This is a genomic window from uncultured Adlercreutzia sp., assembly GCA_910585575.1.
In the GTDB taxonomy this organism is placed as follows: domain Bacteria; phylum Actinomycetota; class Coriobacteriia; order Coriobacteriales; family Eggerthellaceae; genus Adlercreutzia.
The window spans coordinates 33,488-49,666 of the sequence record CAJUFS010000015.1 but is presented as its reverse complement, the minus strand read 5'-3'; the positions used below and the strand labels follow the sequence as shown (position 1 = coordinate 49,666).

Below are 16,179 nucleotides of genomic sequence, written 5' to 3'. Positions count from 1 at the left end.
GCCTGCGCGGCATGTGGGCCCACTTGGCCTCGAACCGCATGGGCGGTGGCGTCGGTTCGCGCTTCGGTGAGGGCGAAAGCCAGCTGGAGGTCGACCGTCGTATGGTGCGCAAGCGCATCACCTCGATTCGCCGCGAGCTTGCCCACTTAAGCGAGGTGCGCTCGCTGCAGCGCGAGAGCCGCTATGGCAGCGGTATGTTCAAGGTAGCCCTGGCGGGTTACACCAACGCGGGCAAAAGCTCGCTCATCAACCGACTTACGGGATCCGACGTGCTCAGCTACGACAAGCTGTTCGCCACGCTTGATTCCACAACACGCAAGTTCGAGCTGCCCGAGGGACGCGAAATCACCGTCACTGACACCGTTGGGTTCATCCAGAAGCTTCCGACCACCTTGGTGGAAGCCTTCAAGTCCACCCTCGATGAAATTACCGGTGCCGACCTTATTCTTCACGTCGTCGATGCCTCCTCGCCAGAGTTCGAGGGGCAAATCGATGCGGTCCATGACGTTCTCGACCAGATCAGCGCCCAAGATATCGCAACGATTCAGGTATTCAACAAGTGCGATATGCTCGATGACGACACTAAGGCCGGCTTGAAACGTCGATTCCCCCATGCCCAGTTCGTCTCAGCAAAGACCGGCGAGGGGATCGACGCCCTGGTCTCGGCCATAGCCGCCTCAGCTTCAGCCAGCGACGTGAAGCTTGACGTGGTTATCCCTTACCAGCGGGGCGATTTGGTGTCGTTGGCCCATGAGCGGTGTCATATTATCTCCGAGAACCATGAGGCCGATGGCACGCATCTGCAAATGCTGGTTTCACCTGCCTTCGCCGCTTCCTTTGAGGCCTTTGCCTGCTAGCCCTATCCCATGGCCAACCTAATGCGCTCCAAGCAGAAAGTGCGCCCTTTCCTGTGAAAGGGCGCACTTTGCTGAACAAGGGAGGGGGAGGGAAGTCGAAACCCTACAGGCGACGAAACACCGCAACCACTTTGCCAGCGATGGAGCATTGCGTGGTGATAATAGGCTCCATGGAGGAGTTTTCTGGCTGCAGCCGAATATGATCGGCCTCTTTGTAGAAGCGCTTGACCGTTGCGCCATCGTCGATGATGGCCACGACAATATCGCCGTTGTTAGCCACAGGCTGCTCTTTCACGACTACGTAATCACCGTCGTTGATGCCGGCCTCGATCATTGATTCACCGCGAACGGACAACATGAACGAAGGAGCATCGCCCACAATATCAGTGGGGAGCGTGATGTTGTCAGTGATGTTTTCTTCGGCCAGAATAGGGGAGCCGGCAGCAACATTGCCCACAAGGGGAATGGTGACCAAATTGCTGTAGGCCTCTGCCCCCGAAACGGCGGCCGACGCAGCGTCTTCGATGGCATAGGTGAGGGCAATGGAACGGGACTTGAGAGGATCGCGCTTGATAAAGCCCTTCTCTTCAAGCGCCTTCAAATGCACGTGCACGGTGGAAGGGGAGGAGAGGCCCAGAGACTGGCACACCTCGCGCACCGTCGGACCGTACCCTTTCTCTCGGATGCAGGCCTCGATGCAGTCGAGCACCGCTTGCTGCCTCTTGGTCACTTTGTGCGTCATAGTGCATCCTTTCAAAAACGTACATTTGTTTTATTTTCTCTTGACATGAACTTTTGTTCGATCTATTATAACCACGAACAAAGGTTCTACGCAAGAGGTCAGGAGAGAAAAATGGCTCGCTATGAATTCCCCATCGCTTTCGCCCTCAGCACCATCGCCAGCTTTGTCATCTTCTTTGCCTAGGTAAGCGGGCACCTCTGGGGTGTCGCGATGGTAGCAATGTTTTGAAAACGCAAGGATGCGTCTCTTCATAGGGTATGATGGGCTTCACACTCATTGTTAGGAGACCCTATGCGTTGTCCATCCTGCGGCTATCCCGAATCAAAAGTCGTCGATTCTCGCTCGGCGGACGAAGGAGCCTCTATTCGTCGGCGTCGCGAATGCCTTGAATGCGGCCATCGATTCACCACCTATGAGCGCCTGGCGGAAAACCCCATTCTCGTAACAAAGACCGATGGCTCCTCTGAGGTGTTCGATCGAGCGAAGCTGATGCGCGGCCTTCTTATCGCTTGCGCGAAACGGCCTATCACGCCTGAAAAGGTAGACAACCTCATTGCCAGTATCGAAACCGAGCTCCGGTCGACCCAGCGCACGGAAATCAAATCGAAGGACCTCGGCGACATGGTGCTCGCGCGGCTCGCTAACCTCGATGACGTTGCCTATATTCGGTTTGCCAGCGTCTACAAAGATTTCCAGAGCATCGAAGAGTTTTCGGCCGCCCTGAAAGAGATAGGGTAGTGCCGTGCTCAATATCCCCATCAAGCTCCTCGATACCGAACTACCCGCCCCGGCCTATGCTCACCCAGGGGACGCTGCCCTTGATATCCGCTCCACCATTAGCGGCACCCTCGAACCAGGAGAGCGCCAATTGGTTCCCTGCGGGTTTGCCTTAGCGCTTCCCGAGGGCTACGCCGCTCTCGTCATTCCCCGGAGCGGTTTGGCCGCCAAACACGGCATCTCCGTCGTCAACGCTCCGGGTCTCATTGACAGCGGCTATCGTGGCGAAATTAAAGTTAGCCTTGTCAATCTTGATTCTGATCAGGCTTTTTCCTTCGAAAGAGGCGACCGGATCGCCCAATTAATGATCATTCCCGTCCCCGCAGTCCGCCTCCAGTGCGCCGACGAGCTTCCTTCCAGCGACCGAGGCGTCCAGGGTTTTGGCAGCAGCGGGCTTCAATAAGAATCGAGCGAACCATGACCGAACAAGACAACAAGCCCCAGCAGCCGGAAGCCCCGGAGTCATCCCAAGGCACGAACGGCCCCGTTTCTCAACAGAACCCGCAGGCTCCTTTGCCGCCTGAGCCTCAGCCCATCGCGCCGCAAACCCCAACGCCAGAAACGCCAGAAACTTCCGGGCCTCAAACCATTGCTGAGCAATCAGAGCTCAATTCAGCACGTACGCTTTCTACCATCGCCACTATCGGCGGTCCGGTTTCTTTTATCATCGGCGGCGTGCTGCTCAGCTCAGTCTCGCTCATTTGCGCGCTCTTGGCATTCTTTAAAACCAAACGAGTGCTCGCCAATCCATCTTCGCCGTTTTTAGCCTACGCCAAGGCGCTGCGCCAAACTGCCATCATGGGCTTGTTCATTAGCCTTGTCGCTCTCGTGCTCAACATCATTGGCGTAGTGACCATGATGCCCATTCTTCTTGACGCCCTCCAGTCGGGCGACTATAGCTCCATCCTTGGCAACGGCGTCACCGCAACGCAGGCACCGTCATCTTCAGGAGAATCCGCCTGGGGCTAACCCCATGGCGCCTCCACAAGCTTCAAGTACAATAGCGCCAGCCATTTCGATACCTGCCTTAGATTTCATAATGAAAGGATGATAATCCATGTTATGTAAAGTAAATTCCTTGAACAGGACATCACGGTTCATTGGTTCTTTCCTGGCGGTTTTGGCTCTGACTCTTGGCATGGCTACCCTTTCGGGATGCACACAGCCGCAAGATGACTCGGAGGCCATCCGTCAATCGCTCAGCTCGGAACTCGACAGCATCAAAAACCTGGACGACACCTTTGTCACGGAGTTCTCTGAAAGCATCAACATGAGCCAGCTCTCCATGTACGGCATTGACGGCGTGGAATTCATGAAGGCCTACCTCAACGGCTTCGACTACACCATCGACGACATCACCGTTAATGGCGACACGGCCGAAGCGCAAATCACGCTTACCTGCAAAAGCTACACAGGCTACCAGAAAGCCCTTGAGGAAGCCGTCACTAAGATCACCGAGAACCCCGACGAACTGGCCGGCATGTCCAACGAGGACATCAATAAGAAAATCGGCGAGATTGTCACTGGCTCTTTGGACAATGTCGAACTGAAGCCGACGGAGCCCATTACCATTACTTATACGAAAGTTAATGACGTATGGGAGCCGGCATCTTCTACTTCGGGCGATATTTCTGCGGCTCTTATGACCAACTAGCCCGCTGGTTTCTTCCAAGCACCGCTTAAGGCACCTGGCAACGGGTGCCTTCTTTTATAATGAGCCTATCGAACACTCCCCTTCTAAGGATTTCAAAAAACGAACATGCGTACTAATAGTAGAAAAGGGGAGGGGCGGTCGTTCTCCCCTCTCACTCCCCGCCTTATGATGCAGCTGGCCGCCCCCCATACCTGGCCCGCTGCTATCTTGCCCGTCCTTATTGCCGTTGGCTGCACGGAGGCAACCTGCGGATCATTCTCCCCTCTTAGGGCTGTCGTGCTTCTTGTTATCTGCATTCTCATGCAATCATCGGTCAACACCTTCAACGACTATTTCGATTTCGTCAAAGGCACTGACAGCGCCGATGACAATGTCGAGGTTACCGATGCGGTGCTTGTCTACAACAACGTGAACCCCCGATCCGTGCTCGCTTATGCTATCGGTCTCCTTGTGGCCGCCTTTGCGCTGGGCCTCTACATTATCGCCGTCGCTGGATTCATTCCCCTGGTCATCGCCCTTATTGGGGCTCTTATCGTCGTGCTGTACTCGGGAGGCAAGACCCCCATCTCCTACCTGCCCATCGGCGAGATTGTCAGCGGCGGCGTCATGGGCGGCCTCATGCCCCTCGCCTGCTATCAGGTGCTCTCGGGCACTTTCTCCTGGATGATGCTCGTGTGGAGCATTCCCACCATTATCGGCGTCGGTCTCATCATGATGACGAACAACACCTGCGATATCGAGAAGGACCTTGAGGCTTCCCGTCGCACCCTGCCCGTGCTGCTCGGACGCAAGCGCGCCCGTGTACTCTACCATGGCCTTCTGGTGGCCTGGGCCAGCACCATCGTTCTCATTATCGGTCTTTGGTTTCCCCGGGGCCTTATCATCATGCCCTTCATGCTGCTCGCGTGCTACCCCCTTATGATGGGGCTTTGGAAAAACCCGCTTGCCCCTGCCGCGCGCATCGGCGCCATGGGCCAAATCTGCAGCGTCAACGTGGCTCTCGGCGCGTTCTATGCCTGCGCCCTCATGCTGTAGTATCCGGCCAGAGAATCTGCACCTTATCAGGGAAAAGACGGGGAAGATGCTCCACATCGAACGTCGCGAGAAGCTCTTCCGGTGTGGCGGGATCACTGGTGGGCGCAAGGCCCGTTTTGCCGGCAATATGGCCAATAACCGCTTCAGGGGTCTTGAATCGCACCAGCAGCTCGTCAAGAGCCGCATCTTTATCGCGCTTCGAGAGCCGCCGATCCTGTTCTCCCACTAAAAGCGGCACATGGGCATAGGTGGCCTCAGGCAAGCCGAGCAGCCTCTGCAGGTATATCTGCTGAGGTGTCGAGCACAGCAGATCGACCCCGCGCACAACGGAATTCACTCCCTGGGCCGCATCGTCCACGACAACCGCAAGCTGATAAGCAAAAGCCCCGTCGGAGCGACGGATAAGAAAGTCACCACATTCAGTGCTGAGACACTGGGACGTCGGCCCTTGGACGAGATCGTAAAAGGAATAAACCTCATCAGACACCATAAGACGTTGGGCCGGATGGCGTCCTGCGGCTTCGCGCTCGGCGCGCTCGTCGGTCGACAGCCATCGGCAGGTGCCGGGGTACACCGGCTTCTCCCCTCGATGGGGCGCAGAAGCGGCATGGAGATCGGCCCGGGTGCAATAGCAGGGGTACACCAGATCACGACCGCAAAGCTCGTCAAAGGCCGCCCGGTACGCCTCATCGCGGGTGCTCTGAAAAAAGGGGCCGCGGTCCCACGTGAGGCCCAACCTTTCAAAGTCGCGTTGCACTCCATCGATGAACTGGGGCTTTGAGCGTTCGCGATCAAGGTCTTCCACGCGCAGCACCATGGAGCCGCCCTGGGACTTGGCGACGAGCCACGCCACCAGAGCGGCGAAAATATTGCCGGCATGCATGCGGCCCGTGGGCGACGGAGCGAAGCGCCCCACGACGGGAGCGTGGCCCTCGCCCTGCACTAGCGATGCAGAAGATCGAGTCGCCGGCACTGCTTCTCCTGGGACCGCGGGCGCCATGCTACTTCTTGCGGCGATCGTCGACGTGCTTGGCCTTGCCCACGGCACGCTCGATGCCGCCCGGCTCCACCAGGCGCACCGCCGGAGCCACCAGCAGCGTGCTCTTCAGCTTCTCGGCAATGTTCTCCTTGATAACGTTCATGGACTCGAAGGAGTCGGAGAACGCCTCGGGTCGCAGCTCGGTCTCCACCGTGAAGACGTCCATGCCGTTTTTCGTATCGACAATGATGTGGTAATGGGGCGTCACTTCGTCGATGCCGCTGAGCACGTCCTCGATCTGCGAGGGGAACACGTTGGTGCCACGGATGATGAGCATGTCGTCGCTACGCGAACGCACCTTGTCCATGCGCGCATGGGTGCGCCCGCAGGCACAGGGCTCGGTATGCACGCGCGTCAGGTCATGGGTGCGATAGCGCAGCACGGGAATGGCCTGCTTGTCCAGCGGCGTGAGCACGAGCTCGCCCATCTCTCCCTCGGCCACGGGCTCACCAGTTTCAGGATCCACCACCTCCCAGAGGAAGTGATCCTCGGCGATATGCTGCTGGAAGCGTTCGGCCAAGCACTCGCCCGACACGCCCGGTCCCATTACCTCGGTGAGACCGTAATTATCCGTGCAGGTGATATGCATGCGGCGCTCGATCTCGGCCTTCAGGCCCGGCGGGCACGGCTCGCCGCCGAACAGGCCCACGCGCAGAGGCGAAGACGCCCAATCATAGCCCATCTGCTCCCCCACCTCGCAAATATGCATAGCGTAAGAGGGCGTGGCCACCAGCACCGTGGTACCGTAGTCCTCGATCATCTGGATGTGGCGCTCGGTATTGCCCGAGCCTGCGGGAATCATGGCGCAACCCAGCTTCTGCAGGCCGTAGTGCAAGCCGAAACCGCCGGTGAACATGCCGTAGCCGAAGGCCATTTGGGCCACATCGCCCGGCACGACACCGGCCATTTGCACAAGACGCGCAATGCAGTCGCTCCACACGTTCAGGTCGTCCGGCGTATAGCCCACCACCACCGGTTTGCCGGTGGTGCCTGACGAGGAATGCAGTTCGCGCACTTCGGACAGGGGAACCGCAAACAAGCCGAACGGGAACGTGTCGCGCAGAGCGGTTTTGTCCGTAAAGGGCAACTTGCGCACGTCATCTAAGGTTTCGATATCCTCGGGCGCCACGCCCATCTCGTCCATCTTCTGACGGTACCAGGGCACGCGCTCGTAGGTATAGGCAACCTGGTTCTTCAGCTTCTCCAGCTGCAGGGCCTCGATGTCCTCGCGGGAGGCACATTCGATCGCTCGATCATAGATGGGCAGCGCATCGAAGCGCCCCTCTTGAGCCGCGCGCAGAGCTGCGCCCTTCTCAGTGACAGCGAAAGTTTCCTCAGCACACGCCATGGGCCTAGGCCTCCTTCCAGTCGGGGCGCTCGGCAACGTAGCGCGTGATATCTTCCTGAGCGATCGTCTCCACAGGCTGATCAGCCAAAAGTTCGCGAGCCCGCTCGGGATCGGTAGTGGAGAGCACAATGTAGGTGGAGATCATCGAGTAGCTGTACACCACATTGATACCGCACTCGGCCAGCACACCCATAACGCGCAGCAGCTCGCCGGGCTTGTCCTCCAGCTTGAGACACAGTACCGGAGACACCGCGCAGGCACAGCCGGCACCGCGCAGAGCCTCGTAGGCCTCATCGGGCTTGTCCACCACAAAACGAAGGATGCCGTACTCTCCGGTATCGGACGCCGAATAGCCGCGCACGCTGACTCCGGCCTGGTCGAACAAACCCAGGACGCGGCCTAAATGGCCCGGCTTGCTCTCGGCGAAAACACTGATCTGGGATACCGTCATGATCTAGTTTCCTTCCTGCTCGAGCACGAAAGCGCGACCGGCGCGCAGAGCGGCCACATTGGCCTCGATAGTGTGCGCCGGCACCCGCTCCTCTACCGTGGCCACCCATACCTCTTCGGGAATGTCGAGCCGCGCTGTGAGCGCCCCGAGCAGCACCACGTTGGCGGTCTTGGGATTGCCCACCTTCCAGGCGATGTCAGCCGCGGGCACCAGAAGCGCGCCGGCGTCGATCAGGGTCTCGCGGGGATGAGCCGGCATGGAAGCCGCGCCCGTGAGCACCGGCAGGGGCTTAATGGCCTCGTCGTTGACGATCAGCGAGCCGCCCTCCTTCAAGTTGGGCAGATTGCGCAGGGCCTCGGTCGTTTCAAAGGCGACAATAATGTCGGCGCTGCCCGCATCAGCCACCATGGACTGCACGTTCTCCCCGACGCGCACCACCGTGGTGACGGCGCCGCCGCGCTGGGACATGCCGTGAATCTCGGACACCTTCACCTGAAGGCCGGCGCGCATGCACCCGAAGGCCAGCAGATCGGCGGCAAGGATGGTTCCCTGACCGCCCACACCGCACAGAAGCACTGTTTTCGTATCGCTCATAGCTCTCCCCTACTCCTTCACGATGGCATCGAAACGGCAGTACTGAGCACATTGACCGCAGCCGATGCACTGGGCGCGATCGATATAGGCCACGCCCATCTCGTCGCGGGCAATGGCGGGGCAGCCCAACGTGGCGCACACGCCGCAGGCCGTGCACTTACTGGTGACCTCATAGGGCTTCTTAGACACCCGCTCCAGCAGCACACAGGGAGAACGGAACACGAGCACCGAAAGGCCCTCGAAGGCCGTGGCCTCTTTCAGGGCCGTGCGCACGGCTTCGGCATCGTTCGGATCGATCACCCGCACATCCTCGACACCGAGCGCCGACACCACGCCCTCGATGTTCAGCTCGCGGCTCGGGCGATGCTGCAAGGTCACGCCGTTGAAGGGGTTGCCCTGACGCCCGGTCATGGCCGTGGTGCGGTTGTCGAGCACGCAGACGGTGCCGGACCCCTGGTTGTACACGGTGGAGATCAGCGAGCTCAGGCCCGAATGGGCGAAGGTGGAATCGCCGATGACCGCCACCACGGGCTTGTGCTCGGTGCCGGCCAAGGCCAGCTCGAAGCCGTGGGACATGGACACCGACGCACCCATATCCACCGTGGTGTCCATAGCTGAAAGCGGCGGGAGCGCGCCGAGGGTGTAGCAGCCGATATCGCCCGTGACGATGGCCTTCATCCGAGCCAGCTCCTTGAACACGAGGCGATGGGGGCAGCCCGCGCACAAAGCGGGCGGCCGCGGCGGCAAGCCCTCGACCGGGGCCGCATGGGGCGGCTCCTCCAGACCAAAGGCCGCTCGCACCAAACCGGGGGTCAGCTCGCCGGCGCGCGGCAGGGGCTGCGGAGTGTCGACCACGGGAACGCGGCAGGCGCGCACGGCATCGATAAGGTAGGTGGACGCCTCTTCCACGACATAGAGCGCGTCGACGGAATCAGCGAAATCGCGGAGCGCCTGGGCCGGCAACGGCCAGGTTACGCCCAGCTTGAAGATGCTCGCTTCGGGCAGCGCCTCAGCTACGTGCTGGTACACCGCTCCGGCGCATACGACGCCTACGGCGGAACCGCGGCGAATGACCTCGTTATAGGGGCACTCCTCAACCCACGCACGCAGAGCGTCGATGCGGTCGAGCTGCACCAAACGGCGCGGCTTGGCGAAGGCGGGCATCATCACCCATTTTGCCGGGTTCTTCTCGTAGGGGCGCAACGGCACCGCCTGACGCTCACCCGGCTCCACGGGCGTCTTCGTGTGGGAGATGCGCACGCTCGAGCGAATAAGGAAGGGCACATCGAAGCGCTCGGAAAGGTCGAAGGCCTCGCGGGTAAAGCGCAGAGCCTCGGCCGAATCGGCAGGATCGAGGCACGGAAGCGCCGCCGCCATGGCGTAATAGTGGGAGTCCTGCTCATTCTGAGAGGAGTACATGCCCGGATCGTCGGCGGCAAGGATGACAAAACCGCCGCCCACTCCCGTATAAGCAGCCGTGAACAAGGGGTCAGCCGCCACGTTCACCCCCACGTGCTTCATGGTGGCCAGCACGCGCGCACCGGCCGCCGAGGCACCGACGCCCACTTCCACGGCCACCTTCTCGTTCACGCACCATTCTGCGTACACGTCGTCCTTCTTAGCAAAGGCCTCGAGGGTCTCCGTGGACGGGGTTCCCGGATAGGCCACGCCAATGGTGCACCCGGCCTCCCAGGCGCCCTGAGCGATGGCCTCGTTTCCCGACATCAACTCCATAGACTCTTTCCTCGTCTTCTCAGGCGGCCTCCCCTGGCCGCAGCTCGATGGTTAGTTTTCCTCGTATTGAAGGCAGAAGGTGCCGATTTGCACGTAATCGCCGGGACGCAAGGTGCGCGCCTCGACGTTCTCGTTGTTCACCCATACGCCGTTGAACGAATTGGCATCGCGAATGACGAAGCAGCGCCCCTCGGGCTCGATGGTGGCGTGCATGCGCGAGACGGTCATGTCGTTCAGGAAGATGGAGCACTGCGGGCTGCGACCCACGGTCATGGGCTCGGCCTTCAGGGTATAGCTCAACCCCACCTGCGGTCCGCGCACGACGTTCAGGCAGGCCTGGGCGGGCGCCGCCTCGACAGCCGCCACCTCCTCGGCCTCCATGACCAACGGCTTGAACGCCTGGGTGGCGCCAAGCAGTTTAAACCCGCACGTGGGGCAAACGGCATCGCCAGGCGACACCGGATGGGAGCACACTGGACATACTTCGCTCATGGCTCTCTCCTTCTCTTAGTTGCTCTCGCCCGCATCGGCAGGCGCTTGATTGTCGGACTGATCGGCTTCATTCGCTGTGTTTTCGGCGTCGTCCTCGGTGGCGTCATTGCCTGCATCCGCCTGATCGTCGCCGGCTGCAAGCGCCTCGGCCGCCGAGGGAGCTGTCGTCGATTTACTGTAGATGAGCGGCGTCTCGTTGTACACAAGCGGATCGGCTACTTCGGCGGTGCCACCCAAGCCCTGCCAGAGACGATCCCACCAGATGCCCAAGCCCTCGAGAAAGTCAGGGGCGGCGGCGTCTTCGGTGGCCACCAATTCTTGCGAGGCAATGACCTGGTTGTTCTGGTAGAAGTTTACCGTACCCACCACGTCGCCGACGCTCACCGAGCCGTTGAGCTCCCGGTAAGTGAACTCCTGGCTCACATTACCCTCAGGGGCGAAGACCTCCACAGATGCCGCCGGATCGGCAAAAGTGGCTTTCACGCGCTTGTCGGGCCATGCGGTGAAAGGCACCTCAGCGATAAGCGGCACCTCGGTTGCGGTGCCATCAACGGTCATGGTCGTCGTTTGACTCGTATGGGCCAACGGGTAATCGATCTGATTGTCGTACACCCAGCTGAACAGCGCCTCGGCATCTTCAAAACGGCCGTTTTCCGAGGGAGCTCCCAAAACGATGGCGTAGAGATAGGAGCCGTCCCGCTGGCAGGCGCCCGCGAAGGACTGCCCCGCCTGCTCGGTATAGCCCGTCTTGATGCCGCACGCTCCCTCATAGCGGCCAAGCAGCAAGTCAGTGGATGTCAAGTTGATGACCAGGGCCTCTTTGCCCCGTTTGACGGTAATCTGCGCCTTTTCCTGGGCCACGATGTCACGGAAGGTCTCGTTCTCCATGGCATGCTGGCACATAAGCGCCACATCATGGGCCGTGCTGTACATCTCGTTGTCGTAGTTGCCGATGTCGAGACCATGGGGATTGGCGAAAAGCGTGTCGTTCATGCCCAGCTCGGCAGCTTTAGCGTTCATAGCCGCCACAAAAGCCTCGTTGTTCGACTGGTCGTCGGAGGTTTTCAGCGCGGCCCCCACCGTGTCGGCAATGGCGATGGCGGCATCGTTGCCCGATGACACCATAAGGCCCGTTAGCGCCGCTTTCATGGTAAGGGTATCGCCGGCGGCAAGACTCGCCGTGGACTCGCCCACCTGGGCGGCCTCGGCGGTGACCGTCACCGTATCCTCCAGCGAGGCGTTCTCCAGCGCCACGATAGCGGTCATCACCTTCGTGATGGAGGCAATATGGGTGCGCTCGTTCGCCTCACGCGAGAAGTACACGGTGCCCTTGTCGTCCATCAACAGCGCGTACTGGGCTGTGACATTCGGAGAGGCCACCGCCGGAAGACCCCGCTGTTCAACGGTCTGCCCGAGCAGCTCGTCGGTGCTGCGCACTTCGGCCCAAGCCGCGGGCGCCAGGGAAACCGCAAGCGCCAGGGCGCACAGGAGCGCCCAGAAACAGGCGAGCGCCCGGGTCCTCAGACCGGTGCGCTCGCAGGCAGAACCAACGGAAAGCGAAGCGTTATTGTGCATCGACCGCATAGACGTCTTCCGGAGCAAGAATCGTGAAACCGGCTTCGGCAAGCACCGCCTCGGCCTCGTCGCCGCCAATCTTAAGCACGTCAATGGCGCGGCCGTCGGCCGTGCAGAAGCAGTAGCCGTACTCGACGTTCATGGAGGCGCCCTCGCAGAAGCCGAGCAAGTCGGCCAGCGTGCCGGGCTTGTCAGCCACCGACACGGCGATAACCGGCGTCAGCGTGGCACGGAAGCCCGCCTCGCACAGTTCCGCCGCTGCGCGGTCGGGGGTGTCGCAGAAGATGCGCAGGATGCCGAAGTCGGCCGTGTCGGCAATGAACAGGGCCTTCATGTTGATATCGGCATTGGCCAGGGTGCGCGTGGCCGCGGCCAGGCGCCCCTTCTCGTTGGTGAGAAAAACCGTCAGCTGAGAAATCATTAGTTGGTCTCCCCTCTCAGGTCGATAACGCGCTTCGCCTTGCCCTCGGAACGGGCGATGGTCTTGGGTTCCACGAACTTGATGTCCACGGCCACCTGCAGGTTGCTCTTGAGCGCAGCGCCCAGACGGCTGCGCAGATCCTCGAGCTTGCGCACCTCGTCGATGGGGAAATCGGGCTCGGTTTCCACCTGCAGCTCGACGTGATCGAGCGGGCCGCGCGTGGTAAGAATGATCTGGTACTGGGTGGCGATCTCGGGGAACTCGGTGATGACCTGCTCGATCTGGGACGGGAACACGTTCACGCCGCGGATGATGAGCATGTCGTCGGTACGGCCCAGCAGACGCCCGATTTTGCGATGGGTGCGCCCGCAAGCGCAGGGCTCGTCAATGATAGTGGTAACGTCGCGGGTACGATAGCGGATCATGGGCGAGCACTCGCGGGTAAGCGTGGTGATGACCAGCTCGCCCACCTCGCCATCCGGCAGCACCTCGAGGGTTTCGGGATCGATGATCTCGCAGAAGAACTGGTCCTCGGCAATGTGCAGACCGCCGCGCTCCTTGCACTCCATGGCCACGCCCGGACCCATGATCTCGGAGAGACCGTAGACATCGCAGTACTGGAGGCCCAGCTTGTCGGCAATTTCCTGGCGCATGTTCTCGGAGCAGGGCTCGGCGCCGAAGATACCGCCGGAAATTTGGAACTCGGTAGCGGGGTCGTAGCCCATCTCGATGGCCGTGTCGGCAATGAGCAGAGCGTAGGACGGCGTGCAGCAGAGGATGTCGGTATGGCAGTCCTTCATCATCTGAATCTGGCGCTTCGTGTTGCCCGAAGAGGTGGGGATGACGGTGCAGCCCATGGCTTCGCCGCCGGCATGAGCGCCCAAGCCGCCCGTGAACAGGCCGTAGCCGTAGGACACCTGGATGGTGGAGTCCTTCGTGCCGCCCACCATGGCAATACCGCGGGCGAAGCAGTCGCCCCAGTTCTTAAGGTCGGCGGCGGTGTGGCCCACCACCGTGGCCTGTCCCGTCGTGCCCGAGGAGGCATGGATGCGGGCCACGTCGGCGTTCTCGCGGGCGAACATCCCGAAAGGATAGGCATCGCGCATGTCCTGCTTCACCACAAAGGGGAACTTCTGCAAGTCCTCCAACGATTGCAGATCATCGGGAGCAACACCGGCTTCATCGAAGCGCTGGCGATACAGTTCCACGTTCTCATAGGCGTTGCGCAGCGATTCGCGCAGGCGCTCCACCTGCAGTTCACGCAGCTCCTCGCGCGGCATGGTCTCAATCTCCGGTTGGAAGTACACCGTCATCCTCCTTTTCCTGTTCGCTTTCCGTCGGGGTGTTCGGTCCCACCACGATCACCTCGTCGATTGGCGCGTAATTGGACGTGAAGTCCTCTTCGTGCCGCACATTCCCACTTCTATCGCGTACGATGCGATGCACCGTGACACTTCGACCATCGGCGCCCGTCGTTTTCACATAGCGCGTGCCCTCGGGCTCGTTCTCATCGACCTGGTACTTCGTTTTATAGGCCTCGCCTTCGGCCCAGTCGCCCGTCTTCGTGGAAACCACATAGCCTGGATCGATGCCATATAGTGTAACGGTTAGGGTGCTGTCGGTGTAGCGCGCCCGCATCAAAACATCGGAAGAACTGTCATTTTCCCACGTGAGATCAAGATCAGGATAGGCGATGGCCGCATCGCGGCCCGTGGGATAGCTGGAAATGTAGAGGGAGTGGTTGCGCCGCTCGGTTACGGGAAAGCCCGCTTCGTAGACAGCGTTGAACACCGTCGTAGCCACCTGGCAGATACCGCCGCCGATGGCGTCATCGTACTCGCCGTTGATGATGGCATGGGCGGCCTGGAAGCCTGAGTCCTCGGAAGCCTCGCCCACGGTATCGTTGAACGACCACGTTCCCCCATTGGCCGGAGCAATGGAGTCGTTGAGCAGGTCAGCTGCCAAATGGATGTTGTGACGGCGATTCGCGGTAGCGGCGCTGTCGGTATACTCCGTCGTATAGGAAGATATCTCGCTGATAAGGCCTAAATCGAGCGCCTCATCGAAGGTGCTGCGCTCGGGAGCGGCGTCCCAGCCGATGCGCACGGTGGACTTGTCCGCCGAGGCAAGCTCCGTCGACCCCGTCGCGTCATAGGCACCAAAAAGCTCCTCGTTGGCCTCCTGCAGCGCCGTGGCCAGCTGAGGGTAACGCGAGCCGGGAGCCGTGAGCACCCACACTTCTCCCCCTTCGTTTTGGAAGGAAACGGTGGCGCCCGAAGTAAAACCCGCCCCTCGAATAAGCGCAAGTAGATCGGCGCGCGCCACAGCCTCGTCAATGACGGGCGCAAGACGCCAGGAGCCTTCCTCTCCCGTCACCTTCGTCGTCACCCACGAGCCCAGATCGGCTCCGACGATGTCCCACTGATTGTCCTCGAAGGCGAAGGCAATGCCGCGATCGATGACTGCTTGCACGAAATCCGCGGTCTGACGGGCCGCCGCCTCATCGATGCGCAAGGGGGCGTAGTAGGCCTCGGCCACAAAGGAGAAGTCACTGCTCTGCTCGCTGAGGAAACCTTCTTGGAGGCGATCTTGCAGCTCCGCAGGATCAACGATGGTGCCGTCATGGCCCTCCGTCACTGTTACCGCGCCGTCGTCGATGGCTATGCCCCAATCCTTGCGGGGCTCGCCGATGACCTCGTCGATACTCGAGGCCAGCGCTTCGACGGCCTCCTCGTCGAATTCAAGGCGCACGGCAATGGCGCGGCCGGCGGCACCAGCCTCGATGCGCTCGAGGACTCCCCCGTCGCGCCCGATGGCGAACGCCTCTTCAACGAGGGCGTTAACGGGAACGCGCGCGCCCAAGGTGCCCGCCTCGGCCACCCACAGCTGCTTGTTCTTGCGAGCCTCTTCCACCGACACCTGCTCGGCCGTGGCTTCTTCTTCGGCCAGCTCGCTCGCCACATCCACCGATTGCTCGGCTTCAGCACTGGCGAAGATATAGCCGCGCCCCGCAGCCACCCGAGGGCCGTAGGCAGCATCCACCGCCTCGCGCGCCTCTTCCTGGGTCATGCCGGAAACGTCGACGCTTCCAATGGAAACCCCCTGGTAAATACGACTGCCGTGAAGCAGGCCGTCGATACCGCCGGCCACTACCGCCACCAGCAGGAGCGCCACCACCACGACGATGCCGCGCCGCCAGGCAGGGGTCGGAGACGATGCCGTCCGCTTTCCCGCCTGAGAGGCGCCAGGCCGGCGGGAGCCGCTTGAGGGGCGCAGAGGGGCAGCTCCCGAGGGGCGGCCGCCGGTCGTGCGCTTCGCCGGAGCGGCCGAGGCGCGTCCGGAGGCGCGCTGGCCGGCACCCCGCGATGGCGCGGCGGAAGAGGGGCGCCCGAGCTTGGCGCCCGCACCCCGCGAGGAAGGCCGCGCCGCGGTTGAGCCCACGGGACGGCCCCGGCGCACC

General features: G+C 61.1%; 17 protein-coding genes. 6 read left to right on the top strand and 11 right to left on the bottom strand.

What is annotated here, in order from left to right; translation table 11 throughout:
- Window positions 1-857: GTPase HflX (gene hflX, locus QZ307_RS03320; RefSeq protein WP_295995825.1), on the top strand; the 857-nt coding region annotated here is incomplete at its 5' end.
- A 103-nt stretch (window positions 858-960) separates the two neighbouring features.
- Here hflX and lexA read toward each other — a convergent pair.
- Window positions 961-1,599 (bottom strand): transcriptional repressor LexA, encoded by a 639-nt coding sequence (lexA, locus tag QZ307_RS03315; protein WP_295995822.1) that lies wholly within the window; start codon window positions 1,597-1,599, stop codon window positions 961-963.
- A gap of 291 nt (window positions 1,600-1,890) precedes the next feature.
- Between lexA and nrdR the strand changes: the two genes are divergently transcribed.
- The 5 genes from nrdR (at window position 1,891) to QZ307_RS03290 (ending at window position 5,065) form a co-directional block, all read left to right on the top strand.
- On the top strand, window positions 1,891-2,337 hold the full coding sequence (gene nrdR, locus QZ307_RS03310) for a transcriptional regulator NrdR (protein WP_295995819.1): 447 nt from the start codon (window positions 1,891-1,893) through the stop codon (window positions 2,335-2,337).
- A 4-nt stretch (window positions 2,338-2,341) separates the two neighbouring features.
- Window positions 2,342-2,779, top strand: a complete 438-nt coding sequence (gene dut, locus QZ307_RS03305) for a dUTP diphosphatase (RefSeq protein WP_295995816.1) — start codon at window positions 2,342-2,344, stop codon at window positions 2,777-2,779.
- A 14-nt stretch (window positions 2,780-2,793) separates the two neighbouring features.
- Entirely contained in the window at window positions 2,794-3,345 is a 552-nt protein-coding gene (locus tag QZ307_RS03300) for a hypothetical protein (protein ID WP_295995813.1), read from the top strand.
- 169 nt (window positions 3,346-3,514) lie between these two features.
- Window positions 3,515-4,030 carry a hypothetical protein gene (locus QZ307_RS03295; protein WP_295995811.1) on the top strand — a complete coding sequence of 172 codons (516 nt, stop codon included), beginning with the start codon at window positions 3,515-3,517 and terminating at the stop codon, window positions 4,028-4,030.
- A 105-nt stretch (window positions 4,031-4,135) separates the two neighbouring features.
- On the top strand, window positions 4,136-5,065 hold the full coding sequence (locus QZ307_RS03290; protein ID WP_295995808.1) for a prenyltransferase: 930 nt from the start codon (window positions 4,136-4,138) through the stop codon (window positions 5,063-5,065).
- On the opposite strand, the gene gluQRS is transcribed toward QZ307_RS03290, so the two are convergent.
- Genes gluQRS through QZ307_RS03240 form a run of 10 tightly spaced genes read right to left on the bottom strand, consistent with a single transcriptional unit; the run spans window position 5,055 to window position 15,899 of the window.
- Window positions 5,055-6,038: a tRNA glutamyl-Q(34) synthetase GluQRS gene (gene gluQRS / locus QZ307_RS03285; protein ID WP_295995805.1), complete on the bottom strand. Its 984-nt coding sequence runs from the start codon at window positions 6,036-6,038 to the stop codon at window positions 5,055-5,057. The two genes, QZ307_RS03290 and gluQRS, sit on opposite strands and share 11 nt — an antisense overlap.
- Before the next feature lie 28 nt (window positions 6,039-6,066).
- On the bottom strand, window positions 6,067-7,452 hold the full coding sequence (locus QZ307_RS03280; protein ID WP_295995802.1) for a phenylacetate--CoA ligase family protein: 1,386 nt from the start codon (window positions 7,450-7,452) through the stop codon (window positions 6,067-6,069).
- Between the two features lie 4 nt (window positions 7,453-7,456).
- The gene (locus tag QZ307_RS03275) at window positions 7,457-7,903 is read right to left on the bottom strand and encodes an amino acid-binding protein (RefSeq protein ID WP_295995799.1); all 447 of its coding nucleotides are present in this window, start codon (window positions 7,901-7,903) and stop codon (window positions 7,457-7,459) included.
- Between the two features lie 3 nt (window positions 7,904-7,906).
- Window positions 7,907-8,497, bottom strand: coding sequence for an indolepyruvate oxidoreductase subunit beta (locus QZ307_RS03270; protein ID WP_295995797.1), 591 nt, complete (start codon window positions 8,495-8,497; stop codon window positions 7,907-7,909).
- A 9-nt stretch (window positions 8,498-8,506) separates the two neighbouring features.
- A complete protein-coding gene (locus tag QZ307_RS03265; RefSeq protein ID WP_295995794.1) occupies window positions 8,507-10,231 on the bottom strand; it encodes a thiamine pyrophosphate-dependent enzyme in 1,725 nt (574 codons plus the stop codon).
- Window positions 10,232-10,282: 51 nt separating this feature from the next.
- Complete coding sequence (locus tag QZ307_RS03260; RefSeq protein WP_295995790.1) at window positions 10,283-10,723, bottom strand: FHA domain-containing protein; 441 nt, start codon at window positions 10,721-10,723, stop codon at window positions 10,283-10,285.
- Window positions 10,724-10,738: 15 nt separating this feature from the next.
- Window positions 10,739-12,298, bottom strand: a complete 1,560-nt coding sequence (locus tag QZ307_RS03255) for a D-alanyl-D-alanine carboxypeptidase family protein (protein ID WP_295995787.1) — start codon at window positions 12,296-12,298, stop codon at window positions 10,739-10,741.
- Complete coding sequence (locus QZ307_RS03250) at window positions 12,288-12,719, bottom strand: amino acid-binding protein (RefSeq protein WP_295995784.1); 432 nt, start codon at window positions 12,717-12,719, stop codon at window positions 12,288-12,290. Before QZ307_RS03250 ends, QZ307_RS03255 begins: the two co-directional genes overlap by 11 nt.
- Window positions 12,719-14,026 carry a phenylacetate--CoA ligase family protein gene (locus QZ307_RS03245; RefSeq protein ID WP_295995782.1) on the bottom strand — a complete coding sequence of 436 codons (1,308 nt, stop codon included), beginning with the start codon at window positions 14,024-14,026 and terminating at the stop codon, window positions 12,719-12,721. Before QZ307_RS03245 ends, QZ307_RS03250 begins: the two co-directional genes overlap by 1 nt.
- Entirely contained in the window at window positions 14,004-15,899 is a 1,896-nt protein-coding gene (locus tag QZ307_RS03240; RefSeq protein WP_295995779.1) for a VanW family protein, read from the bottom strand. The genes QZ307_RS03245 and QZ307_RS03240 overlap by 23 nt, the downstream gene beginning before the upstream one ends.
- Window positions 15,900-16,179: the final 280 nt, after the last annotated feature.